The sequence below is a fragment of the Acidovorax sp. GW823-FHT01C06 genome (assembly GCF_058798375.1).
On sequence record NZ_JBXAKN010000001.1, the window covers coordinates 1,186,106 to 1,208,822 of the forward strand.

At 70.0% G+C, this 22,717-nt stretch carries 24 protein-coding genes; 20 read left to right on the top strand and 4 right to left on the bottom strand.

From position 1 onward, the window contains the following. The first annotated feature begins 1 nt into the window (after window position 1). From fdh3B to AC1RCS_RS05470, 15 genes are all read left to right on the top strand, one after another. Entirely contained in the window at window positions 2-619 is a 618-nt protein-coding gene (fdh3B, locus tag AC1RCS_RS05400) for a formate dehydrogenase FDH3 subunit beta (protein ID WP_218295860.1), read from the top strand. Then, window positions 616-852: a hypothetical protein gene (locus tag AC1RCS_RS05405; RefSeq protein WP_492244487.1), complete on the top strand. Its 237-nt coding sequence runs from the start codon at window positions 616-618 to the stop codon at window positions 850-852. The genes fdh3B and AC1RCS_RS05405 overlap by 4 nt, the downstream gene beginning before the upstream one ends. 13 nt (window positions 853-865) lie before the next feature. Further along, complete coding sequence (locus tag AC1RCS_RS05410) at window positions 866-2,092, top strand: formate dehydrogenase subunit gamma (RefSeq protein WP_218295858.1); 1,227 nt, start codon at window positions 866-868, stop codon at window positions 2,090-2,092. Between the two features lie 11 nt (window positions 2,093-2,103). Next, entirely contained in the window at window positions 2,104-2,493 is a 390-nt protein-coding gene (locus AC1RCS_RS05415; protein ID WP_218295857.1) for a hypothetical protein, read from the top strand. A 128-nt stretch (window positions 2,494-2,621) separates the two neighbouring features. Then, on the top strand, window positions 2,622-3,563 hold the full coding sequence (locus AC1RCS_RS05420; protein WP_492244488.1) for a formate dehydrogenase accessory sulfurtransferase FdhD: 942 nt from the start codon (window positions 2,622-2,624) through the stop codon (window positions 3,561-3,563). 98 nt (window positions 3,564-3,661) lie between these two features. Beyond that, window positions 3,662-5,284, top strand: coding sequence for a C13 family peptidase (locus tag AC1RCS_RS05425; protein ID WP_492244489.1), 1,623 nt, complete (start codon window positions 3,662-3,664; stop codon window positions 5,282-5,284). A 40-nt stretch (window positions 5,285-5,324) separates the two neighbouring features. Continuing rightward, window positions 5,325-7,844: an ABC transporter permease gene (locus tag AC1RCS_RS05430; RefSeq protein WP_218295854.1), complete on the top strand. Its 2,520-nt coding sequence runs from the start codon at window positions 5,325-5,327 to the stop codon at window positions 7,842-7,844. A gap of 72 nt (window positions 7,845-7,916) precedes the next feature. Further along, window positions 7,917-8,351 carry a group II truncated hemoglobin gene (locus tag AC1RCS_RS05435; protein ID WP_492244490.1) on the top strand — a complete coding sequence of 145 codons (435 nt, stop codon included), beginning with the start codon at window positions 7,917-7,919 and terminating at the stop codon, window positions 8,349-8,351. Window positions 8,352-8,694: 343 nt separating this feature from the next. Next, window positions 8,695-9,291 (top strand): LemA family protein, encoded by a 597-nt coding sequence (locus AC1RCS_RS05440; protein WP_056423040.1) that lies wholly within the window; start codon window positions 8,695-8,697, stop codon window positions 9,289-9,291. Between the two features lie 150 nt (window positions 9,292-9,441). Continuing rightward, window positions 9,442-10,533 (top strand): M48 family metalloprotease, encoded by a 1,092-nt coding sequence (locus tag AC1RCS_RS05445; RefSeq protein ID WP_492244491.1) that lies wholly within the window; start codon window positions 9,442-9,444, stop codon window positions 10,531-10,533. A 111-nt stretch (window positions 10,534-10,644) separates the two neighbouring features. Further along, window positions 10,645-11,136, top strand: coding sequence for a RidA family protein (locus AC1RCS_RS05450; protein WP_218295850.1), 492 nt, complete (start codon window positions 10,645-10,647; stop codon window positions 11,134-11,136). A 49-nt stretch (window positions 11,137-11,185) separates the two neighbouring features. After that, the gene (locus AC1RCS_RS05455) at window positions 11,186-11,599 is read left to right on the top strand and encodes a GFA family protein (protein WP_492244492.1); all 414 of its coding nucleotides are present in this window, start codon (window positions 11,186-11,188) and stop codon (window positions 11,597-11,599) included. A gap of 26 nt (window positions 11,600-11,625) precedes the next feature. Then, window positions 11,626-11,862, top strand: coding sequence for a DUF7661 family protein (locus tag AC1RCS_RS05460; protein ID WP_218295848.1), 237 nt, complete (start codon window positions 11,626-11,628; stop codon window positions 11,860-11,862). Between the two features lie 323 nt (window positions 11,863-12,185). Then, window positions 12,186-12,413 (top strand): hypothetical protein, encoded by a 228-nt coding sequence (locus tag AC1RCS_RS05465; protein ID WP_218295847.1) that lies wholly within the window; start codon window positions 12,186-12,188, stop codon window positions 12,411-12,413. Between the two features lie 98 nt (window positions 12,414-12,511). After that, window positions 12,512-14,587 (top strand): bifunctional 2',3'-cyclic-nucleotide 2'-phosphodiesterase/3'-nucleotidase, encoded by a 2,076-nt coding sequence (locus AC1RCS_RS05470; protein ID WP_492244493.1) that lies wholly within the window; start codon window positions 12,512-12,514, stop codon window positions 14,585-14,587. A 141-nt stretch (window positions 14,588-14,728) separates the two neighbouring features. On the opposite strand, the gene AC1RCS_RS05475 is transcribed toward AC1RCS_RS05470, so the two are convergent. After that, complete coding sequence (locus tag AC1RCS_RS05475; RefSeq protein ID WP_492244494.1) at window positions 14,729-15,376, bottom strand: PepSY domain-containing protein; 648 nt, start codon at window positions 15,374-15,376, stop codon at window positions 14,729-14,731. 207 nt (window positions 15,377-15,583) lie between these two features. Here AC1RCS_RS05475 and AC1RCS_RS05480 point away from each other — a divergent pair, with 207 nt between their 5' ends. Genes AC1RCS_RS05480 through AC1RCS_RS05490 form a run of 3 tightly spaced genes read left to right on the top strand, consistent with a single transcriptional unit; the run spans window position 15,584 to window position 18,506 of the window. Continuing rightward, window positions 15,584-16,318 carry a PepSY domain-containing protein gene (locus AC1RCS_RS05480; RefSeq protein ID WP_492244495.1) on the top strand — a complete coding sequence of 245 codons (735 nt, stop codon included), beginning with the start codon at window positions 15,584-15,586 and terminating at the stop codon, window positions 16,316-16,318. Further along, window positions 16,318-16,992 carry a response regulator transcription factor gene (locus AC1RCS_RS05485; protein ID WP_492244496.1) on the top strand — a complete coding sequence of 225 codons (675 nt, stop codon included), beginning with the start codon at window positions 16,318-16,320 and terminating at the stop codon, window positions 16,990-16,992. Before AC1RCS_RS05480 ends, AC1RCS_RS05485 begins: the two co-directional genes overlap by 1 nt. After that, window positions 16,992-18,506: a sensor histidine kinase gene (locus AC1RCS_RS05490; RefSeq protein ID WP_492244497.1), complete on the top strand. Its 1,515-nt coding sequence runs from the start codon at window positions 16,992-16,994 to the stop codon at window positions 18,504-18,506. Before AC1RCS_RS05485 ends, AC1RCS_RS05490 begins: the two co-directional genes overlap by 1 nt. Window positions 18,507-18,636: 130 nt before the next feature. On the opposite strand, the gene AC1RCS_RS05495 is transcribed toward AC1RCS_RS05490, so the two are convergent. Both AC1RCS_RS05495 and radC read right to left on the bottom strand, forming a co-directional pair. Continuing rightward, a complete protein-coding gene (locus AC1RCS_RS05495; protein WP_492244515.1) occupies window positions 18,637-19,281 on the bottom strand; it encodes a Smr/MutS family protein in 645 nt (214 codons plus the stop codon). Between the two features lie 266 nt (window positions 19,282-19,547). Continuing rightward, window positions 19,548-20,261, bottom strand: coding sequence for a RadC family protein (gene radC, locus AC1RCS_RS05500; protein ID WP_218339950.1), 714 nt, complete (start codon window positions 20,259-20,261; stop codon window positions 19,548-19,550). A gap of 89 nt (window positions 20,262-20,350) precedes the next feature. On the opposite strand from radC, the gene AC1RCS_RS05505 reads away from it, so the two are divergent. Both AC1RCS_RS05505 and ispH read left to right on the top strand, forming a co-directional pair. Beyond that, window positions 20,351-20,815: an FKBP-type peptidyl-prolyl cis-trans isomerase gene (locus tag AC1RCS_RS05505; RefSeq protein ID WP_218339952.1), complete on the top strand. Its 465-nt coding sequence runs from the start codon at window positions 20,351-20,353 to the stop codon at window positions 20,813-20,815. A gap of 23 nt (window positions 20,816-20,838) precedes the next feature. Further along, complete coding sequence (ispH, locus tag AC1RCS_RS05510; protein ID WP_492246543.1) at window positions 20,839-21,876, top strand: 4-hydroxy-3-methylbut-2-enyl diphosphate reductase; 1,038 nt, start codon at window positions 20,839-20,841, stop codon at window positions 21,874-21,876. A 143-nt stretch (window positions 21,877-22,019) separates the two neighbouring features. Here ispH and AC1RCS_RS05515 read toward each other — a convergent pair whose 3' ends face one another. Further along, the gene (locus tag AC1RCS_RS05515; protein ID WP_218298104.1) at window positions 22,020-22,715 is read right to left on the bottom strand and encodes a CBS domain-containing protein; all 696 of its coding nucleotides are present in this window, start codon (window positions 22,713-22,715) and stop codon (window positions 22,020-22,022) included. Between the last annotated feature and the right edge of the window lie 2 nt (window positions 22,716-22,717).

Sequence of the window (22,717 nt, forward strand, 5' to 3'; positions counted from 1 at the left end):
AATGGCACGAATGAAATTCATCTGTGACGCAGAGCGCTGCATCGAATGCAACGGCTGCGTGACCGCCTGCAAGAACGAGCACGAGGTGCCGTGGGGCGTGAACCGCCGCCGCGTGGTCACGCTCAACGATGGAGTGCCCGGCGAGAAGTCCATCTCGGTGGCCTGCATGCACTGCAGCGACGCACCCTGCATGGCCGTGTGCCCCGTCAACTGCTTCTACCGCACCGAAGAAGGCGTGGTGCTGCACGACAAGGATGTGTGCATCGGCTGCGGCTACTGCAGCTACGCCTGCCCGTTCGGCGCGCCGCAGTTCCCGTCGCAGGGCACCTTCGGCGTGCGCGGCAAGATGGACAAGTGCACCTTCTGCGCCGGGGGGCCCGAGGACCACGGCAGCCAGGCCGAATTCGACAAGTACGGCCGCAACCGCCTGGCCGAGGGCAAGCTCCCGGCCTGCGCGGAGATGTGCTCCACCAAGGCCCTGCTGGCCGGCGACGGCGATGTGGTGGCCGACATCTTCCGCAACCGCGTGGTGCAGCGTGGCAAGGGCGCCGAAGTGTGGGGCTGGGGCACGGCCTACGGTTCGCAGCAGGCCGGCCAGCCTGCGGGGGGCAAGTCATGAAGCGGCTTCCCCTTCTTGTTGTTCTTGCAGCGGCAGGGGCTGTCGCGGCCCTCGCCGGTTGCGGCGAAAAACCCCAGACGGGCGCGGGCATCCGCACCGATGCGCCGCCATATGCCGGCACGGGCAGCAACTTCACCCAGCCTGGCTGGAAGGCCGGGGACAAGGCCGGCTGGGAAGCGCAGCTCAAGGCGCGCCAGCAGTACGGCCAGAACGAATACACCCGCACCAAGTGAAGCGAGGTTCACCATGAAACACATCGTGTGTGCCTTGGTCGTGGCGGCGGGTGTGGCCTGGGGACCCGCGGGTGCCCAGGCGCCAGCGGCGCCCGATGCGGGCACGGCCGCAGCGCCGGCCACGGCCGCAGCGGTGGCGCCGCAAGCACCCGGCGGCATCCAGGGCCAGAACATTTTCGAGGTCAAGCCGGATGCCAGCGCGGACCCCAAGTACGCCGGGCAGACCAACGGCGAGCGTGCCAAGGTGCAGCCTGGCAACAATGCGCCCATGTGGCGCCAGGTGGGGCAGGGCGTGACGGGCTACAGCAGCCTGCCCAAAACGCAGGCGCCCGAGGCCGGCAACCTGATCCAGCCCTTCGTGCAGTATCCCGGCTCGCGTTTCACCAATGCGGGTGAGGCCTGGCGGCAGGTGCGCAACCACTGGATCATTCCCTATGGCGCGGCGCTGTTCGCCATCGTGCTGCTGGCGCTGGGCATCTTCTACTTCGTCAAGGGCCCGCTGGGGCATGACCATCCCGAGGGCGCCGGCACCCGCCGCATCGAGCGTTTCACGCCGTTCGAACGGGCGGCGCACTGGTCCAATGCGTTCGCCTTCTGCACGCTGGCCCTCTCCGGCATCGTGATGGCCTTTGGCAAGTTCTTCCTCCTGCCGGTCCTGGGTGCCTCGCTGTTCGGATGGATCACCTATGCGCTCAAGAATGTGCACAACTTCATGGGCCCGTTGTTCGCCGTGTCGCTGCTCGTGATCATCCTCACCTTCGTCAAGGACAACATTGCCAACCGCGCGGACTTCGTGTGGCTGTCCAAGGGCGGCGGCATGCTGGGCGGTGACCACCAGGTTCCCTCCCACCGCTTCAACGCGGGCGAGAAGGGCCTGTTCTGGTGGGGCATCACCATCCCTGGCATCCTTGTGGTGGCCACGGGCCTGGTGCTCGACAAGCTCATCCCCGGCTTTGGCGACGTGCGCGGCGACATGCAGATCGCCCACATGGTCCATGCCTCGCTGGCCATCTGGATGATGGCGCTGATCTGCGGACACATCTACATGGGCACGGTGGGCATGCGCGGCGCCTACAAGGCCATGAAGACGGGCTACGTGAGCGAGGCCTGGGCCCGGGAGCACCATGAGCTCTGGTATGACGACGTCCAGGCGGGCAAGATTCCCCGCCAGCGCAGTGCCAGCACCCCGGGGGGCGATGCTGCCGCAGCGCCATCGGCAGGCCAACCCGCACAGGTATGAGGTACCGCACCATGACGCATTTTTTCCGTTCCTCGCTCCTGGCCGTGTGCGCGGCCAGTTCCTGCATGCTGGCGGTGGCCAAGCTTCCCGCGCCATCGCCCGAGGCCGCGGCCAAGGCCGCCGAAGCCGCCGCCAAGACGGCCTGGGCGGGCAAGGTGGACAACTACAAGCTGTGCCTGGCCCAGGACCGCGTGGCGGCCCACTATCGCAAGACCAGCCCAGCCGCCAAGCCCGCCACGGCCACCAGTGCCGCCGCATGCACCGACCCCGGACCGTTCGCGTACACGCCGCCGGAGGCCAAGCCCCTGGAGGCCTCTGGCGCCCATTCGCCGCCTGGCACGGCGAGCAGCCCGCCCAGCACGTCGACGCCCGCGGCGGCGGCATCGGCCCCCAAGTCCTGAACGCGGGCCCGGCGGCTGGCGCCCAGCCTCTTCCCAGGGGGCTCCGCGCCCCTGCCCCGGGCAGGACACACCATGAGGCATTGCGGCCCCGGGCTGCGGCGCGCACGGAGCCTGCGTATAGTCCGGCCATGACTTCCCGCACCGCCACGGACCTCGCCACCCCGCCATTGCCGCGCCTCACGCAGGCCCAGGCACCGCTCACCCATGGGGTCGAGGTGGTCAATGAACTGGGTGAACGGGAGCAGGTGTCCATTCCCGCCGAGCGGCCGCTCACCGTGTATGTGGACAAGCGCGAGCTGGTCACGCTGATGACGCTGGGCGCCCAGCCCGAGCTCCTGGTGCTGGGCTACCTGCGCAACCAGCGGTTGGTGGAGTCCGTCTTCGACATCGAATCCGTCACCGTCGACTGGGAGGTCCACGCCGCCGCCGTGCGCACGCGCCACGGCATCGCGCGCATCGAGGAGCGGACGGCCAGCAAGGTGGTGACCACCGGCTGCGGGCAGGGCAGCGTGTTTGGCGGGCTGATGGATGAGGTGGACCGGATCGCGCTGCCCGAGGCGTGCCTCACCCAGGCCCAGCTGTATGGCATCGTGAACGCCATCCGCATCAAGGAGACCACGTACAAGTCCGCGGGCTCCGTGCATGGCTGCGCGCTGTTCCAGGGGGAGGAACTGCTCACTTTCGTGGAAGACGTGGGGCGCCACAATGCCATCGATACCATCGCGGGCTGGATGTGGATGAACCCCGAGGCGCCGGCCCGCACCGGAGGCGGGTCCTCCGCGGGGGGGCATGTGCCGATGTCGGGCTCGGACAAGGTGTTCTACACCACAGGCCGCCTCACGAGCGAGATGGTCATCAAGTCGGCCCAGATGGGCGTGCCCATCGTGGTGTCGCGCAGCGGCATGACGCAGATGGGCCATGCCGTGGCCCAGCAGCTGGGCCTGTGCGCCATCGGGCGCGCCACCAACCGCCGCTTCGTCTGCTACAGCGGGGTGCACCGGCTGGTGCTGCAGCCTGAACTGGCGCGGGTGCCTGCCATGGCGCCGGCGGCGTCCGCCAGCGCGGCCTGAGAGGCACTTTCGGGGGTATCCCGCGGCGGTCCGCCCCGGTTCCCCTGCGCATGTTCCCCGGCCCCCGGGCCGTCATCCCGCGGTGGCATGATGCGCGCATGCAAGACCTGAACGCCAAGGGCGCCTGGGCCGATACCCAACCGAGCCAGTGGGCCCCCGAACCCGCCAAGATCGAAATCCCGCTGGATGAGGGGCTGCCCCCCGGTGCGCCCGCCACTGCGCCGGCGGCGGCCTCGGCCGGGGCGCCTGCCCCTCTTCGCCTGCCCCTGGGAGCCTGGGTCCGCGAGGGCCTGCGGGCCACGCTGTTCCTGCCGCCCCGCACGGGGGCCGCGGTTCCCACCCCGTGGCAATTGATCGTTCTGGTGCTGCTCGGCGGCGCGCTGCTGGTGGGGGCGGCGCGGTTCCAGGTGGCAGGGCCCGCCCAGTTCAGCCTGCGGGGCTGGCTCGCGCCGATGTGGAGCGGCCTGGCGCTTCTGTGGCTGGCCTGGTGGGCCATGGCACCCGCGCAGCGCCTTGCGGCCGGCGCGCCGACCCCGGAGGGTGCGCCATCGGGCGGGCTCGCCGCCTGGTATGTGTTGTCGGCGTGGGCTCCGCTGGTGCCCCTGCTCCTGCTGTATGCCCTGCTGGGCGCCACCGTCCACCGGCCCGCGCTGTGGGTCGGGAACACGGCCGGAATCGTTTTCTGGACTGCCTACGGCGTGCTGACGGCGTGGGTTCTGGCGGCGCTGGTCGTGGTGAGCGCGCGCTTCATCCGCTCGCGCCTGCGCACCGCGGTGTTCGCGGTGTCGATGGCGGCGGTCATCGGGGTGGGCATGTGGCAGTTCCAGGACCAGCCCTGGGAGCTGGACGGTGCGGCCCTGGCGGCGGCGCAGGCCGCCGAGGAGGGCCCCGAACCCGCGCAGCTGACCTTGTCGCAGCCGGTGTTCGAGGCGCAGCAGGCGCTGTGGGAGCGCCAGGTGCAAGCGCTGGCGGCCCAGCGGGACGGGGTGGTGGATGTCTACGGCCTCGTGTTCGCTCCCTATGCCGAAGAGAACGTGTTCCGGCGCGAAAGCACCATGGTCAGCACGCTGCTGCAGGAACGGTTCGACGCGCACGGCCGCGTGATCCACCTGCTCAACCATGCCGAGACCGCCGACACCCACGCCTGGGCGACGCCGCAGAACCTGCAGCGCGCCATTTCGGCCCTGGGTGCGCGCATGGACCGCGACCATGACCTGCTGGTGATCTACATGACCTCGCACGGCGCGCGCAACCACGAGCTGGCGGCATCGCACGGACCGCTGCAGGTGCAGCCCGTCACGCCGGAAATGCTGCGCGCCGCGCTGGATGAAGCCGGCATCCGCCACCGCGTGATCGCGGTGTCGGCCTGCTACTCCGGCGGCTGGATCGGTCCCCTGGCCACCGATGGCACGCTCATCATGACGGCCGCCGACGCCACCCACACATCGTATGGCTGCGGCACGCGGTCCGAGCTCACGTTCTTCGGCCGCGCGGTGTTCAACGAGCAACTGCGCCAGACCCATTCATTCACCGAGGCCTTTGCCAAGGCCGTGCCGCTGATCGCGCAGCGCGAGGTGGAGGCCGGCAAGACCGACGGATTCTCCAACCCCCAGATCCACGTGGGCACACAGATCCAGCCCGTGCTGGAGGCGCTGCAAGCGCGCCTGGATGCGGGGGTGCCCGGTGGCGCGGCGCCGGCGGCCGGCGACGCAAAGCCCTGAACAGCGCCAGAGCGCTCCGTTTGCGCTAAGGTTCCGTGCCATGAACCTGTCTTTTCTGCGCCTTGGCTGGCGTACCCTGGCCCGCGACCTGCGCGCGGGCGAACTGCGCCTGCTCATCGTGGCGGTCACGCTGGCGGTGGCGGCGCTCACGTCCGTGGGGTTTTTCGCCGACCGCCTTCAGGGCGGCCTGCAGCGCGATGCGCTGCAGCTGCTGGGCGGCGATGCCGTGGTGGCCAGCGACAACCCCACGCCAGCGGCGTTCGTCGAGCGGGCCGCGGCCCTGGGCTTGCAGGCGGTCACCACGGTGGGCTTTCCCACCATGGGCCGGGCCAGCGATGCGCAGGGTGGTGCCAGCAAGCTGGTGGCCCTCAAGAGCGTGCCGCCGGGCTACCCGTTGCGCGGCAGCCTCAAGGTGGCTGACGCGCCGGGGGCGCTCGACCAGCCCACCCGCGACATCCCTGCCCGGGGCGAGGCGTGGGTGGATGCTCCCCTGCTCGAATCGCTGAACCTGGCCATGGGCGACATGCTGTTGCTGGGCGATGCGCAGCTGCGCATCGCGCGCATCATCGTGATCGAGCCCGACCGGGGCGCGGGCTTCATGAGCTTTGCCCCGCGCGTGATGGTGAACGATGCCGACCTGCCCGCCACCGGCCTGGTGCAGCCGGCCAGCCGCCTCACCTACCGCTTCGCCGTCATCGGGCCGGGCCCCGCGGTCAAGGCCTTCAGCGAATGGGCCGTGGCGGAGGCCAAGAAGCCCGAGGTGCACGGGGTGCGGGTGGAATCCCTCGAAAGCGGCCGCCCCGAGATGCGCCAGACGCTGGACCGGGCGCAAAAGTTCCTGAGCCTCGTGGCGCTGCTCGCGGCGCTGCTGTCGGCCGTGGCCGTGGCGCTGGCCGCGCGCGGTTTCGCGGCAGAGCACCTGGATGCCTCGGCCATGCTGCGGGTGCTGGGGCAGAGCCAGCGCACCATCGCGGGCGCCTACACGGCCGAATTCGCTCTTGTGGGCCTGTTCGCCAGTTCGCTGGGCGTGGCGCTGGGCTATCTGGTGCACTATGCCTTCGTGCTGCTGCTCGCGGGGCTGGTCGAGTCAGCCCTGCCGCCGCCCAGCCTGTGGCCCGTGGCATTTGGCCTGGGCATGGGGCTCACGCTGCTGTTCGCCTTCGGCCTGCCGCCCGTGCTGCAGCTGGCCCAGGTGCCGCCCCTGCGCGTGATCCGGCGCGACGTGGGCGGGCTCAAGCCCGCGTCGCTGGCGGTGCTGGGCATCGGCATCGCCGGTTTCGCGGCCTTGCTGCTGACGGTCAGCAGCGACATCAAGCTGGGGCTGATTGCCGTGGGCGGCTTTGCCGGCGCGGTGGCCCTGTTTGCGGGGCTGTCGTGGGTGGCGGTGAAGCTGCTGCGCAAGAGCGTGAACGAGGCCACCGCCCCGCGCTGGCTGGTGCTGGCCACGCGGCAGATCTCCGCGCGCCCCGCCTACGCCGTGGTGCAGGTGAGCAGCCTGGCCGTGGGCCTGCTGGCGCTGGTGCTGCTGGTGCTGCTGCGCACCGACCTAGTGGACAGCTGGCGCAAGGCCACGCCCCCCGATGCGCCCAACCGCTTCGTCATCAACGTGATGCCCGACCAGTCCGATGCGTTCCAGCAGGCCCTCAAGGACGGCGGCGTGGCCCGGTACGACTGGTATCCCATGATCCGTGGCCGCCTGCTGGCCGTGAACGGCAAGCCCGTGGGCCCCGACAGCTATACCGACGACCGCGCCAAGCGCCTCGTCGACCGGGAGTTCAACCTTTCCAACGCCACCGAACCACCCCCCCACAACCAGATCGTGGCCGGCCAGTGGCGCCAGGGCGAGGAAGGTGCCATCAGCGTCGAGGAGGGCATTGCCGAGACCCTGGGCCTGCAGATGGGCGACCGGCTGCTGTTCGACATGGGCGGCGTGCAGAACGAAGCGCGCATCACCAGCCTGCGCAAGGTGGACTGGGGGTCGATGCGGGCCAACTTCTTCGTGATGTACCCCGTGGCCAGCGTCAAGGACGTGCCGGTCACCTACCTGGCGGCGTACCGCGCCCCCGAGACCAACGGCTTCGACAACGCCCTGGTGCGCCAGTTTCCCAACATCACCAACGTGGACATGGGCGCCACCATCACCCAGGTGCAGCGCGTGCTGGACCAGGTGATCCGCGCGGTGGAATTCCTGTTTGCCTTCACGCTGGCCGCCGGGCTGGTGGTGCTGTTCGCGGCCGTCACCGCCACGCGCGAGGAGCGCGCCCGCGAGTACGCCATCATGCGCGCCGTGGGCGCGCGCGCCAGCCTGCTGCGGCAGGTGCAGCGCGCCGAGCTGGTGGGCGTGGGCCTGCTCGCGGGCTTCCTGGCCAGCGCCGTGGCCGTGGGCGTGGGCTGGGCGCTGGCGCGCTTCGTGTTCGACTTCACCTGGACGGCCGCGCCCTGGGTGCCCCTGGCGGGCGCCGTGGCGGGTGCGGTGCTGGCGCTGGCCGCGGGCTGGTGGGGCCTGCGCGAGGTGCTGGTGCGCCCCGTGGTGGACACGCTGCGCCGTTCGGCGGAATAGGCTGCGTGTCGATTGCTACTCATTTGATAGCTTCCAGCGCTTTATAGGAAAGCGCTGGGGCCAGTTTTTTATATGAATTCCGACGTTCCCAAAGACACCGGCGCCGGCGCAGAAGCCGCCACCGCAACCACCCCCTTCGACTGGATCGGTGGCGAAGAGCGCGTGCGCGCCCTCACCGAGCGCTTCTACGACCTGATGGACCTGGAGCCGGGCTACGCCGAGCTGCGCGCAGCCCATGGCAGCGACCTGGCCAGCGCGCGGCAAAAGCTGTTTTGGTTCCTGTGCGGCTGGCTGGGCGGCCCCGACCACTACCAGAGCCGTTTCGGCCACCCGCGCCTGCGCATGCGGCACATGCCGTTTTCCATCGGCATCCAGGAGCGCGACCAATGGGTGGCCTGCATGGACCAGGCCATGGGCGAGACGGGCGTGCCCGAGGCGCTGCGCGCGCGCTTGAAGGAGAGCTTCATGGGCACGGCCGACTGGATGAGGAATCGGGGCACCCCCTGAGCGGCTACGCCGCCTCCCCCTCAAGGGGGGCGCACCCGGTGGACTGGCAAGGCCAGATCCACGGGTGCACTGGCGGGGCTGCTGTCTTTGCAGGCTGTGGGGTGGGGTGGCAACCCCTGAGCGGCTGGGCCGTGTCCCTCGCAGCCTGTGGATGGGCCCGGTGTGCGCCCATAGCATCGATTGCTATGTTGTTAATAGCTGATAGCGCTTGATGGGTAGGCGCTGCAGGCGGTTTGAACGCTTAAATCCCTACCCGCTGAAATGTATGGCCCCTTTGGGAAAGGCGCGCTACTAAGATGCGCCCAGCATCCATTCATTCAATTCACAACAAGGAGGGTGGGACATGTCAGCTACTGCTTGGATCGTTCTGGGCCTGGTCGCCGTGCTGGCGGTGTGGGCCGTTAGTGTCTACAACCGGCTGGTGCAGCTGCGCAACCGCATTGCCAACGCGTTCGGCCAGATCGACGTGCAGCTCAAGCGCCGCCACGACCTGGTGCCCAACCTGGTCGAAGTCGCCAAGGGCTACCTCAGCCACGAGGCCGCCACGCTTGAAGCCGTCATCCAGGCCCGCGGCCAAGCCCAGGGCGCTGCCGCCGCTGTACGGGCAGAGCCTGGCAGCGCCAACGCCATGGGCGCGCTGGCTGCCGCCGAGGGCGTGCTGGGCAGCAGCCTGGGCCGCCTGATGGTGGTGGCCGAGGCGTATCCCGAACTCAAGGCCGACGCCACCATGCAGTCGCTGTCCGAAGAGCTGACCAGCACCGAAAACCGCCTGGGCTTTGCGCGCCAGGCGTACAACGACCAGGCGCTGGAATTCAACGACGCTGCAGCGCAGTTTCCTGACCTGGTCGTGGCGCGCCTGCTGGGCTTTCCCACCGTGCCGATGCTCGAATCCACACGCAGCGAAGAAGAGCGCGCCGCGCCGCAGGTGCGGTTCTCGTAAGCCATATCGATGGGCCTCTGGGCCGCTGGCGGCGCTGTTCCCTCCGCGGGACGCACGTGGCGGCACGGCCCGTCCGCATCCACGCATGCGCCGGCAGGGCTGCGGCCAGTTCTGCCCGCAGTGGATATCTCACCAACTGGAGAGGGTGCCATGAAGTTCTGGGACCATCAGGACAGCGCGCGCAGCGAGACGCGGCGCCTGCTGCTGGGCTTTGCACTCGCTGTGGCCGTGCTGGTCGTCGCGGTGCACGCGGCCCTGGCGCTGGCCTGGGTATTGATGGCCGCGGTGCTGCCGGGGCGGTTGCCGTTTCCGCAGGGCTTTCTGGCGGCCAACGTGGGCGTGTCGCTGATGCTGGTGCTGGGCGGCTGGTGGGTGGAAACCTCGAACCTGCGCGCGGGCGGCGTCAAGCTGGCCCGGCGGGTGGGTGCGCGCGAGCTGAGGCCGTCGCTCTCGCATGCCGAGCAGCGGCTTTCCAACATCGTGGACGAGCTGTGCATCGCGGCCCACATGCCGCGCCCCGAGATCATGGTGATGCCGCGCACCGACGCGATCAATGCCTTTGCCGCCGGCTGGGACCAGAGCGATGCCGTGATCGCCGTGACGCAGGGCGCGCTCGACTACCTGAACCGCGAGGAGATGCAGGGCATGGTCGCCCACGAGCTCTCGCACCTGCACGAAGGCGACACCCGTCTGAAGATGCAGCTGGCGGGCATGGTGTTCGGGCTGGAGCTGGTCTACAACTTCGGCGACACGCTGCGCGAGCGCCGGGGCCTGTCGTGGTGGTTCGGCTCGGCCATCATGCTGGCGGGCTTCGCGGGCTGGATCACCGGCCGCATGCTCAAGGCGGCCGTGTCGCGCCAGCGCGAGTACCTGGCCGACGCGCGCGCCGTGCAATGGACGCGCAGCAAGGACGGCCTGGGCGGCGTGCTGCGCAAGGTCATGGCCCAGCGCCGGGATACCCCGCGCGGCTATGAACAGCACAGCCACAGCGGCCTGAACCATCCTTCGGTGCAGCACATGCTGCTGGTGGACGTGGAAGGCGGCGGCAGGATGGAGCACTGGCTCGATTCCCACCCCACGCTGCAAGAGCGCGTGCAGCGCGTCTACGGCCGGCGCATGTCGCCGCTGAAGGTGGCGCCGGTCACCGCAGCCCCCGAGCCGGCAGGGCGCCCGCAGGGCGTGGGCCAGCCGGCCGGCGTGACGATCGCCTCGCTGGTGGACCCGTTCGCGCGGCATATATGAAGCATCTGTGCCGCCTTCCCCCGGAGGGCGGCGCGCCCGCTGGCCTGGCAACGCCAGGGGCTGCCTGCCGGGTGGCATAGTGGAGGCATTTCACCCGGCGAGGTTTTTTTCATGTCCCGTGACGCCCGTTTTCAGGAACAAGCCCAGGCCCTCGGCTACAGCTTTGACGGCGAGATCAAGATCGGGGGCAACTACGTGCCCCTGGTGCGCGACGGCCACCACGTCTACCTGAGCGGGCAGATCCCGCGCGTGGGCGATACCGTGGTGGCCACGGGGGCGGCCGGCGCCGGCGCCACCCTGGCCCAGGCGCAGGCGGGGGCCAAGGTGTGCGCCCTGCGCGCCCTGGCCTTGCTGCAGCGTGCGCTGGGCTCTCTGGACGCCGTGCAGTCGGTGCTGCGCATCACCGTGTATGTGCAGTCGGCGCCCGGGTTCACGCAGCAAAGCGAGGTGGCCGACGGCGCCTCTGAAATCCTGTTCGCCGTGCTGGGCGAGGCGGGCGCCCACACCCGCACCTCGGTGGGGGTGCTGCAACTGCCCAAGAATGCGACGGTGGAGGTGGACCTGATCGCCTCCGTGGCCACGCCGGCGCCGCCGCGCGCCTGACCCGGCCGCGTGCTCCACCCAGGCACCCCGTCGAAGGAGAACCCAGGCCATGACCGAATCCGTCGTGCACCACCGGGGCAGCTGCCTGTGCGGCGGCGTGCGCTACGAAACCACGGCGCCGCTGCGCAGCGCATCGCACTGCCACTGCTCGATGTGCCGCAAGGCCCATGGCGCGGCGTTCGCCAGCTACGGCTCGGTGCACCGCGAGCACCACCGCTTCGTGCAGGGGCAGGCGCTGCTGCGCGCCTACCGCTCGTCGCCGCGGGTCACGCGGCAGTTCTGCTTGGCCTGCGGCTCGCCGTTGCTCTGGCACAGCGAAGGCGTGCATGCGGACAGCGTGGCCGTGCCCCTGGGCACGCTCGACACCCCTTTTGACGCGCCGCCGCAAAGGCACATCCACGTGGCCTCCAAGGCCGCGTGGGTGGTGATCTGCGACGGCTACCCGCAGATCGCCGGAGAATAGGCGCGAGACCCGGCACGAGGCAGTCCATGGAAAACACACCACCCCCCGCCCATCCCCGTTTCAATGTCTTTGGCCGCATCGTTGAAGTGCGGCGTGAGGGCCCGCTGTGGCAGGTCTACCGCGTGGGCGGCGACGGCAAGCGCACCCCCGCGGGCTTCGTGGTCCCCGACTTCGTGGAAGAGCACGAACTGGCCCAGTTTCTCGAAGACCTGTTCCATGAGAGCGCTTCACCGCACAACGGCGACGTGCGCCGCATCGCCTGACGCGAACCCTGCGGCTCCTTCCCTTGTGCCGGGTGCTGCGGCGCAGGAGGTCGTAAGGCTTTGTCGGCAAACGACTACATACAGCGCGCGCCCAACGGCGCACGCTGGGGCTGCACAGAAGACCACTGGGCAGGGCCTCCTCGCCGCAGGCACCGGCAGCCCCGCCACAGCGGCGCATTGCGGCGCGTGGTGCAAGAGCGCGGTGCAAGAGCGTGGGCGGTCCGGCCTGTGCGCGCTGGCGTCCTCGCACGACCAGGGGCCACGGACCAGGCAGGGTTGCGCACGAACGCGCGGGCTGACAGGCAAGTTATGTGAGGGTTCCCATGGGCAGCACCATCACCGTTGCGCACACGGTCTCGGCAGATGATTTCGAACAGGTCGAACTCCTGGCGCGCCACCTGCAGGGAAGCGACTACAACTTCAGCGGCCGCGCCATCTGGGTGCTGCGAGGCCCCCATACCACCGTGACCGACACCCACGACGAGTTGCGCGCAGCGCTGCTGCTGCTGATGGTGGAAGGCCTGCTGAGCCGACGGCGCCCCCCGCGCTGACTGACACCCCCGTGGGACGCGCGGCGGCCGCGTGCCGTCATACCGTTGTCAAACCACCGCCAGACACTCGGTCCTTTGTTTCATCCTGGGCCTTGTTCATGTCTGAACGCATTCGCAGCCAATCCGATTCCTTTCCGTTTTCTTGCTATTCGCGCCGCACCGCCACGCTGAGCGTGCTGGCCCTGGCCGCGTCCCTCTCCGCCTGTGGCGGCGGCGATGGCGGCGGCAGCAACAACAACGCGGGCGCCACCGCCACGCTGGCCGTGCTGGAGACCACCGACCTGCACTTCAATGTGCGCAGCTACGACTACTTCAAGCTGGCCGAAGATAAGAGCTACGGCTTCGAGCGCACCGCCACGCTGGTGCGTGCGGCGCGCAAGGAGTTTGCCAACACGCTGCTGGTGGACAACGGCGACACCATCCAGGGCACGGCGCTGGCCGACTACGAAGCCACCATCAACCCCATCCCTTGCACGCAGCAGCTGTCCATGTACAAGGCCATGGGCGCGTTAGGCTTTGACGCCGGCACGCTGGGCAACCACGAGTTCAACTACGGCCTGCCGTTCCTGAACCAGGTGCTGGGCGGCGGGCTGGAGGTGGACGGCGTGGACGCCGCCAAGAAGTGCGCGGGCGCGGGCTTTCCGATGGTGCTGGCCAACGTGACCAGCAACAAGACCCAGAAGCCGCTGGTGCAGCCCTACACCGTGCTCGAGCGCACGCTGGTGGCCAAGGGCGCGGACGGCAAGGAGGTGAAGCTGCCCATCAAGGTGGGCGTGATCGGCTTCACCACGCCGGGCATCATGAACTGGGACAAGCGCTACCTCGAAGGCAAGGTCACCACGCAAGGCGCGGTCGAGGCTGCGACGAAGTACGTGCCCGAGCTGCGCGCCAAGGGCGCCGACATCGTGATCGCGCTGCTGCACGGCGGCATGGACAGCGCGGCGTATTCGCCCACCATGGAGAACCCGGGCCTGTACCTCTCCAAGGTGGCCGGCATCGACGCGATGGTGATGGGCCACCAGCACGGCGTGTTCCCCGACACCGCGGCCACGCCCGGCTTCACCATGGCCGGTGTCGACCACAAGGCCGGCACCGTCAACGGCGTGCCCGCCGTGATGGCCAGCTCGTGGGGCAAGGCCCTGGGTGTGGTGCAGCTCGCGCTGCAGTGGGACGGCGCCAAGTGGGTCGTCAACAAGACGGCCAGCAAGTCCGAGTTGCGCAACATCCAGAACAAGAACGCCGCGGGCGCCACAGTGACCGTGGATGCGGACGCCAGCGTGGCGCCGCTCGTCGAGACCCAGCACCAGGCCGCCATCCAGTACGTGAAGACACCCATCGGCCAGACCGACTTCCGCATGAGCACGCTGTTCGCCGACGTGGGCGACCCCGGCGCGATCCAGATCGTGAACCAGGCGCAGCAGGCCTATGTGGCCGCTTACATCAAGGCCAGCCTGCCGCAGTATGCACAGCTGCCCGTGCTGTCGGTGAGCGCGCCGTTCAAGAGCGGCTTCCAGGGCGGTGCCGACTACACCGACGTGGCCGTGGGCCCGCTGGCCATCAACAACGCGGCCGACCTGTACCTGTACCCCAACACGGTGTACGCGGTGAAGGTCAACGGCGGCGACATCAAGAACTGGCTGGAGGCGGCTGCCAAGCGCTTCAACCAGATCGACCCCGCCAAGACCGGCGAGCAGCAGCTCATCAGCACCTTCCCGGGCTACAACTTCGACATGTTCACCACGGCCGATGTGCAGTACGAGATCGACGTGACGAAGCCCGTGGGCAGCCGCATCAGGAACCTGACCTACCTGGGCAAGGCCATCGACGTGGCGCAGGAGTTCGTGATCGCCACCAACAACTACCGCGCCACCAGCGGCAAGAGCTTCATCGACAAGCTCGATGGCTCGGGCACCATCTGGGCCTCGCCCGACGCCAACCGGGACGTGGTGATCGACTACATCCGCAAGAACCCGGCGGTGACGCGCAGTGCCAACGGCGCGGCCAAGAGCTGGCGCTTTGCCAAGGCCAGCGTGGCGGGGCCGGTGGTGTTCAGCTCGGGCGGCAATGCGCTCGCCGTGGCGCAGGCGGCAGGCCTGACCAATGTGTCGCTGCTGGCAGCGGATGACGGTTCGGGCAAGGGCACGTCGAAGTACGCGGTCGATTTGTCCAAGTAAAGCCGGTGCGCGGCACGCTCGGCGTGCCCGCCGCCAACGGCCCTGAAAAGATACCTGGACCGGCTGCTTGGGCATGCCGGGGCCCGGTGTCTTTTTTTGTGGGTTGCTTCAGCACCCTGGCGCAGGGCAGCCGCCGGCCGCTCAATCGTCCAGCTGTTCGCGCAGCACGGCCCCGGTCACGGCGTCCACCCGCAGCTCCACCGCAAGGTTGGCTGTGTTGGTCGCCTCGGCTTCCCAGTAGCCATCGTCGTATTCGACACCGCGCACGCGGGTGTAGCCGGCCTGCTGCAGGGCTGTCACGACCTGGTCGGCGCTGAGCACGGGCTGGCCGTTCACGGTGCCGCCGCTGCGGCCCACCTGGCTCAGCACCTCCAGCGTCACGGGGTGCAGCACGAACTCGACCTTCTCGCGGTTGGTCACGGACTGGCGGGCCTTGGCCTGCCAGAAGCCGTCGTCCAGCTCCACGCCGTACACGAAGCTGTAGCCGGCGGCGCGCACCTGCTGCGCCACCCGTTCCACGCTGGGCAGGGCGGTGCCGATGTCGCCCTTGCGCACGGCGGTGAAGCTGCCGTTGGCATCGTTGACCAGCACGGTGGCGCGCACCCCGTCGTTGGAGACGGCCTCGGCGGTCCAGTAGCCGTATTGTTTTTGCAGGTCGTGCGGCGCCACGAAGTGGTTCTTGGCCATCACGTTGACGGCCTCCTGGGCGCCCATGGCCCAGGCCATGGAGGGCAGGGCGGAGGCCGCGGCGGCGGTTGCGAAGGCCAGGGTCAGAACGGTCTTTTTCATGGTGCTTCCTTTCGGTGTGGCAGTGGTTGTGAAGAACTGGGAGGCAGTGTGCGCAACCGTTCCTAAACCCACCGTGAAGCGTCCGTTCATGGACCGTTTAATGGCCTCCGCAATAATCGCGCGATGAGAGATATGGCCCCCACGTTCCCCACTTCGTGTGGTCACTGCCCCCCGAGGGAGCGCTCTTCATCTTGGGGCGGCCCGGCGATGAAGAATGGAATTTTGCGGACCTGGACGCAGGCCGCGGCCTGCGCCGCGGTGGCGCTGGCCTGCGCGCAGGCCCCCGCCGCCGAGCAGGACGTGGCGCGGCGCGGCGTGCAGAGCGGGCAGCTCAAGCCGCTCAACAGCATCATTGCGGACATGAGCCGCCAGTACGGCGGGCGCGTCATCGACGTGGAGACCAAGCACGGCCGCAAGGGCGAGCTGCGCTACGAGATCAAGATCATCGACGCCCGCGGCACCAAGCACGAGGTGCTGGTGGATGCGGCCACGGGCAGTGTCGTGGCGCAGGAGCGCGACTGGCCCATGCAGCCTGTGGGCCTGGCGCAGATGGCCCGCTACATCCAGCAGCTGGAGCAGCGCTACGGATCGCGCGTGGTGAACGCCGAGTTCGAGCGCGACGCGCAAGGCAAGGCGGTGTACGAGGTCAAGCTCTCGGACCGGCCCGCCGGCGAGATGAAGCTGCTGGTGGATGTGAACACGGGCGAGGTGCTGACCCCGCCGCAAACGGCGGGCACGCCCGCGGCGCCCAAGTCCATGGCCGTGATGCTCGAATCCTTGCGGCCGCGCTTTTCGGGCCTGGTGCTGGAGGTGGAGCTGGAAACGGACCACCGCCGACGCCCCTACTACAGCGTGGAGCTGCAGCAACCCAACGGTTTCAAGCTGGAGCTCGAAGTGGACGCCGTGAGCCTGGAAGTCACGCGGCAGAAGGTGGACGACTGATGCGCATCCTGGTGGTGGAAGACGATGTGGCGCTGGCGCAACAACTGCGCGTGGCGCTGGAGGCGGCGGGATTCGCGGTGGATGTGGAGCACGACGGCGAGGCCGCGTCCTTTGCCGGCAGTGCCGAGGCCTACAGCGCCGCCGTGCTGGACCTGGGCCTGCCGCTCAAGGACGGCCTGAGCGTGCTGCGCGACTGGCGCGACGCGGGCCGCGGCTGGCCGGTGCTGGTGCTCACGGCGCGCAACCGCTGGAGCGACAAGGTGGCGGGCTTCAATGCCGGGGCCGACGACTATTTGACCAAGCCCTTCCTGATGGACGAGGTGGTGCTGCGCCTGCGGGCCATGCTGCGCCGCACGGCCGGGTCGGCCGCCGCCGTGCTGGCTGCCGGCCCGCTGGAGTACGACGTGGTGCAGGGCCGCTTTTCGCTGCAGGGCCAGAGCCTGCAGCTCACGGCGCAGGAGCACAAGATCCTGGCGTATTTCATGCACCACCCGGGCAAGCTGCTCACGCGCGCCGACATCAGCGAGCATGTGTATGCGCGCGACCTCGACCCGGACTCCAACACGCTGGACGTGCTGATCGGCCGCATCCGCCGCAAGTTGAACGGCGCGCCGCAGCTGGTGACCGAGCGCGGCCAGGGCTTTCGCCTCGTGGCGTCCGACGTGGCGGGCTGATGCGGATCGACCCCGCCACGCCGCCTGGGCAGCCCGCACCGCCTGGGCCGCCTGCACCGGCCCGGGCACACAGCGGCGCCGCGTGGGCGCTGGCGCTGGCCCAGTGGCCCATGGCCACGCGCATTGCGCTGCTGGCGCTGGTCCCCATGCTGCTGCTGGTGGGCGCCGGGGGGCTGTGGCTGCGCGTGCAGATGCACCAGAGCCTGCTGGCCAGCTTCGAGCAGGTGCTGCGCGACAAGGCCCAGCGCGTGGGCGCGCGGCTGCACCTGGGGCCCGAGGGCGGCTTGCGGGAGTCCACCGGCGGTGCCGATGAGTTCAGCGCCATCTACGCCGGGTGGTACTGGCGCGCGCAGGCGGGCAGCGATGTGCTGCGTTCGCGTTCGCTGTGGGACATGGACAGCCTGCCGACCGAGGCCCTGCCCACCACCGGCTCGGCCACGCTGCACCGGGCCACGGGGCCGCTGCAAGAACCCTTGCTGTCGCTGACCCAGCCGGTCACCCTGGGCCAGCCTCCCGTGCAGGTCACGCTGACGGTCTACGGCCCGGCCGCGCAGTTGCACAGCAGCATGCGGCAGATCGACCGCACGCTGGTGGTGGCCGGGCTGGTGCTGATGCTGCTCACCGGGGGGCTGGCGTGGCTGCAGGTGCGGGTGGGGCTGGCGCCGCTGCGCCGGCTGGAGGCCATGCTGGCTGCCCTGCGCGCGCCGCAGGGCGCGGGGCCCGATGTGGCGCTGCACCTGGCCGCCCCCACGGGGCGCGACCTGCAGCCCCTGCAGAACGAGCTGGCAGGCCTGCTGGCGCACAACGCGCACGTGGTGGCCCGCGCGCGGGCCCATGCGGTGGACCTGAACCACGCGCTCAAGAAGCCTCTGGCCCTGCTGAGCGCACAGGCCAGCGCGCAGCCGCAGGTGCCCAGCAGCGAGGTGCAGCGCCAGGTCGAGGCCATGGCCCAGCTGGTGGACCGCTACCAGGCCCGCACCTTGAGCGATGCGCTGCACGCCCACCCCGGCAGCACCGGCCAGGCCGTGGACGTGCGCGACTGCGTGGCCCAGGTGCTGCGCATGATGGAACGCCTGCACGCCGCGCAGGGGTTGGACTGGATGCTGGCAGACGATACCCAAGGCCCGCTGCACTGGCGCGGAGAACGCGCCGACCTGGAGGAGGTGCTGGGCAACCTGCTGGACAACGCGGGCAAGTGGGCCGCCTCGCGGGTGCGGCTGACACTGTCGGTGTCTGTGTCGGTGCAAGGTGGCGCAGAACATGCCAGCCTGTGCCTGGACATCGAAGACGATGGCCCCGGCATGACGCCCGCACAACTGCAGGCGGCGGGCCAGCGCGGTGTGCGTTTTGACGAGTCCGTGCAGGGCAGCGGGCTGGGCCTGGCGATTGCCAGCCAGATCGCGCAGGCCTATGGGGGCCACTTGCAGTTGCGCAAAAGCGAGGAGCTCAAGGGCTTGGGCGTGCGGCTGGAGATGCGGGGGCTGGCGCCCGCGGGACGCACCAAGACGGCGTGAGGCAGGGTGCATCGCCACAACCGTTGCAGCGGCTGTGGTAGCGGCCGTCGCGGCGGGCGTCGGCAACACGGCAGGCTGCCCGGCTCTCCAGGTGCGCAGGGCGGAGCGGGGCGATCTGCGCTGCGCGTGCCTAGCGCTGGCGTAGATGCACGGGCTGCAGCAGCACCACCAGCGCGCCCGCGCCGCCGTCGATGGGCCGGGCCTGCACGAAGGCCAGCACTTCGCTTTTTTGCACCAGCCAGCGCTGCACGCGGCTCTTGAGCACCGGACTCTTGCCCGGAGAGCCCAGGCCCTTGCCATGCACCACGCGCACGCAGCGCAGGCCGGTCTTGTGGGCGTGGCGGATGAATTCGCCCAGTGCCTCGCGCGCCTCGTCCACTCGCAGGCCGTGCAGGTCCAGCTGGCGCTGGATGCTCCAGTGGCCCGAGCGCAGGCGGCGCGTGATTTCCACGCCGATGCCGGGGCGGCGAAAACTCAGCTGGTCGTCGGTGTCGAGCAGGGTGCTCACGTCGAAGTCGTCGCTGATGGATTCGACCAGCACGCGCTCTTCGTCCAGCCAGTGCTGCACGGGCAGCGGTGGCGGCTTGTGGCGGCGCAGGCGTGCCACGTTGGGGCTGCGCAGCGGCGTGACGGGGCCTACGCTGCGGCTGAAGAGGTGGCGCTCGGCCTCCAGGCGCGCGGCGGCCTCGCGGCGGACCTTTTCGTCGGCCTCGGCGCGCGCGTGCTCCTCGCGCAGGCGGCGGGCGATGCTGGCCAGGTCCTGCAGGTGCGCGATGCGCTCGCTGGCCCGCCGGGGCGGCGGGGGCGCCCGGCGGCGGGCCGGCGCCGCCGGCGCGTGGGAGCCGGGTGCAGGCGGAGGGGGGGTGGGGCGCTGCGGCCGCAGCGCCGCCTGGGCTGCGGCCTTGCGCTCGGCCGTGGCGGCGCGTCGGGTGGCCCGGGGCGCGGCTTGCGGCGGGGCGGGTGCGCCGGGCGGGGGCGCCACGGCCGTGGCGCGGGCCAGCGCGGCGTGCAGGGCCGTGGGCGCGGCGGGCGCGGGCGCCGTCACAGCAAGCCCTGTTCCGCCATCGACAGCGCCTTGCCGGGGGCGACGATGACATGGTCGAGCACGCGCACGTCCACCAGGGCCAGCGTGGCCTTCAGCGTCTTGGTGAGGGCCTCGTCGGCGCGGCTGGGCTCCACGCTGCCGCTGGGGTGGTTGTGGGCCAGCACCACGGCGGCGGCCTGGTGGTGCAGGGCGCGCAGCACCACCTCGCGCGGGTACACGCTGGTCTGCGTGAGCGTGCCGCGAAACAACTCCTCCATGGCCAGCAGGCGGTTCTGGCTGTCGAAGAAGAGCACCGCGAACACCTCGTGGCCCTTGGCCGCCAGGTGAAGTTGAAGGTAGTGCTTGACGGCGTTGGGCGAGTCGAACGTCTCGCGCTCGCGCAGTTGCTGGGCCAGGGCGCGGCGCGCCAGTTCCAGCACGGCCACCAGCTCAGCGCGCTTGGCGGGGCCCAGGCCCTTGATGCGCGTGAGGTCGGCGGCGCTGGTGTGCAGCAGTCCGGCGATGCCGCCAAAACCGCCGGTGACGCGCCCCGTGGCCGCGTCCACGCCGGGCGTGTCCAGCAGTTCCTGCGCCATCTGCAGCACGCCCTTGCCCACGGTGCCGGTTCGCAGCAGGATGGCCAGCAGCTCGGCATCGGCCAGGGCGGCGGGGCCGCGTGCCAGCAGCTTTTCGCGCGGCTGGGCGTCGGAGGGCAGGTCTTTGAGGGGCATGGCGCAGGGTCTTTGACACCCGTCAGGGGCCGACGGGCGTAGGGCTTTGCCCGATTTTCTACAATGCAGGCCAGTTTATCGGGACTTTCATGACCTCTATCGACACCCCCCTTCCCACCGTCCAGCCGGGCTCCTTCCTGACGCTGCACTACCGCCTGGCGGGCCCGGCGGGGGATGTGATCAACACTTTCTCCGACAAGCCCGCCACCCTGTCGCTGGGCGCAGGCCAGCTGTCGCCCGCCGTGGAGCAGCGCCTGCTGGGCCTGCCCGAGGGCACGCGCGCCACGTTCGAGCTGGCGGCGGGCGAGGCCTTTGGCGAGCGCAACACCGAGATGCAGCAGTGGGTGGCCAGGAAGCTGCTCAACGAACTGGGCGACCCGGCAGAGCGCTATAGCGTGGGCGATGTGGTGCAGTTCCCCACGCCGGACGGCCAGGGCAGCTACGCGGGCGCCGTGGTGCAGGTGCGCGATGACGGCGCCGTGCTGTTCGACTTCAACCACCCGCTGGCGGGCCAGCCGGTGACGTTCGAAGTGCAACTGATCGGGGTGCTATGAGCAGCGAGATTTCTGGCCGCAGCATGAGCGATGCCGGGCCGCTGCCCGGCGCGCCACACGCGGGCGAGGGCGGGGACGTCGAGGTCCTGCTGGCCGAGCCGCGCGGCTTTTGCGCGGGCGTGGACCGCGCCATCGAGATCGTCGAGCGCGCCATTCAGAAATTCGGCGCGCCGATCTACGTGCGCCACGAGATCGTGCACAACACCTATGTGGTGAATGACCTCAAGGCCAAGGGCGCGATCTTCATCGAGGAGCTGTCGGATGTGCCCCCGGGCGCCACCCTGGTCTTCAGCGCCCATGGCGTGAGCAAGGCCGTGCAGCAGGAGGCGGTGGCGCGCGGCTTCAGCATTTTTGACGCCACCTGCCCGCTGGTGACCAAGGTGCACGTGGAAGTGGCCAAGCTCGCCAAGGAAGGCTACGAGTTCATCATGATCGGCCACAAGGGCCACCCCGAGGTGGAGGGCACGATGGGCCAGCTCGACCACGGCATCCACCTGGTGGAAGACGTGGCCGACGTGGCCCGCGTGCAGCCCGCGCAGACCGGCAAGCTCGCCGTGGTCACGCAGACCACGCTGAGCGTGGACGACGCCGCTGAAATCTCGGCCGCCGTGCGCGCGCGCTTCCCCAGCGTGCGCGAGCCCAAGCAGCAGGACATCTGCTACGCCACGCAGAACCGGCAGGACGCCGTCAAGGTGCTCAGCCCGCAGGTGGACGTGGTGATCGTGGTGGGCAGCCCCACCAGCTCCAACAGCAACCGCCTGCGCGAGCTGGCGGCGCGGCTGGGCACGCCGGCCTACATGGTGGACAGCGCCGACGAACTGCAGCCGGGCTGGTTCGCGGGCGTGGCGCGCGTGGGCCTCACCGCCGGCGCCTCGGCCCCGGAGATCCTGGTCCAGCAGGTCATCGACCGCATCAAGGCGCTGGGGGCCGTGTCGGTGCGCACCATGGCGGGCATCGAGGAAACCATCAAGTTTCCGCTGCCCAAGGGGCTCAAGATCGATGGCGCCACGGGCCTGGCCCTCACCGAGCGCACGCCGGAGACCGGGCCCGCCAGGCACTAGCCCGGCACGCGCGGGCCGCGGCATCCGCAGGGGCCGCCGCGCCGCTGCGGATGCTCCTGAATTGATGGCTGTTTGCGCTTGATGGGCAAGCGCTGGGGCCGTTTTTTAGTCAATCCCGCCGTGGCCGAGGCCCACGGCGGTGCCTACAGCGAGACCGCAGGCCCGCTCCACAGGTCCAGCGGCGGGTCGGCCGCCACCGCGCGCAGGATGTCGGTGCGCGAGATGAAGCCGGACAGCACCCCCGCATCGTCCGTCACTGGCAGGCCCGGCAGGCCCGTATCGAGCAGCACGGCGGCCACCCGGCGCAGCTCGGTGTCGGCCGCCACGGTGGGCACGGGGCTCACCATGACCTCGGAGACGGGGCGGCGTGCCAGCTCGATCGCCTGTTTCACGGCGCCCGGCTCGGGCAGCAGGTCCAGGGGCGCCATGTCGGCCCGCAGCAGCAGGCCGACCACCCGCCCCAGCGGGTCCACCACGGGGGCCTGGGCCACCTTGTGCTCGGCCAGGGTCTGCCAGGCATCGTTCACGCGCGCCCCGGGCTCCACGCTCAGGGCGCCCGTGGTCATGACATCGCTGACCTTGGTCAGAGGCTGGCGTGCCTGCTGGGGGCCCTGCTCGGTCTGCGCATAGGCGCTCACGGCGTCCTGCAGGCGCAGGTTGGCGGGCGGCGAGAACGCGGGGTGGAGCGGGGCCGGGGACTGAAACGGCTCGGCGGGCACATCCAGCGCGCGCGTGCGCAGTGCCTGGGGCCGCTGCACGCGCCGCACGGCAGAGATCTGCGAGAGGTTTTCCGGCCCTCCCCGGTACATCTGCCCCGATGGGCCGAACACAAAGAACATGC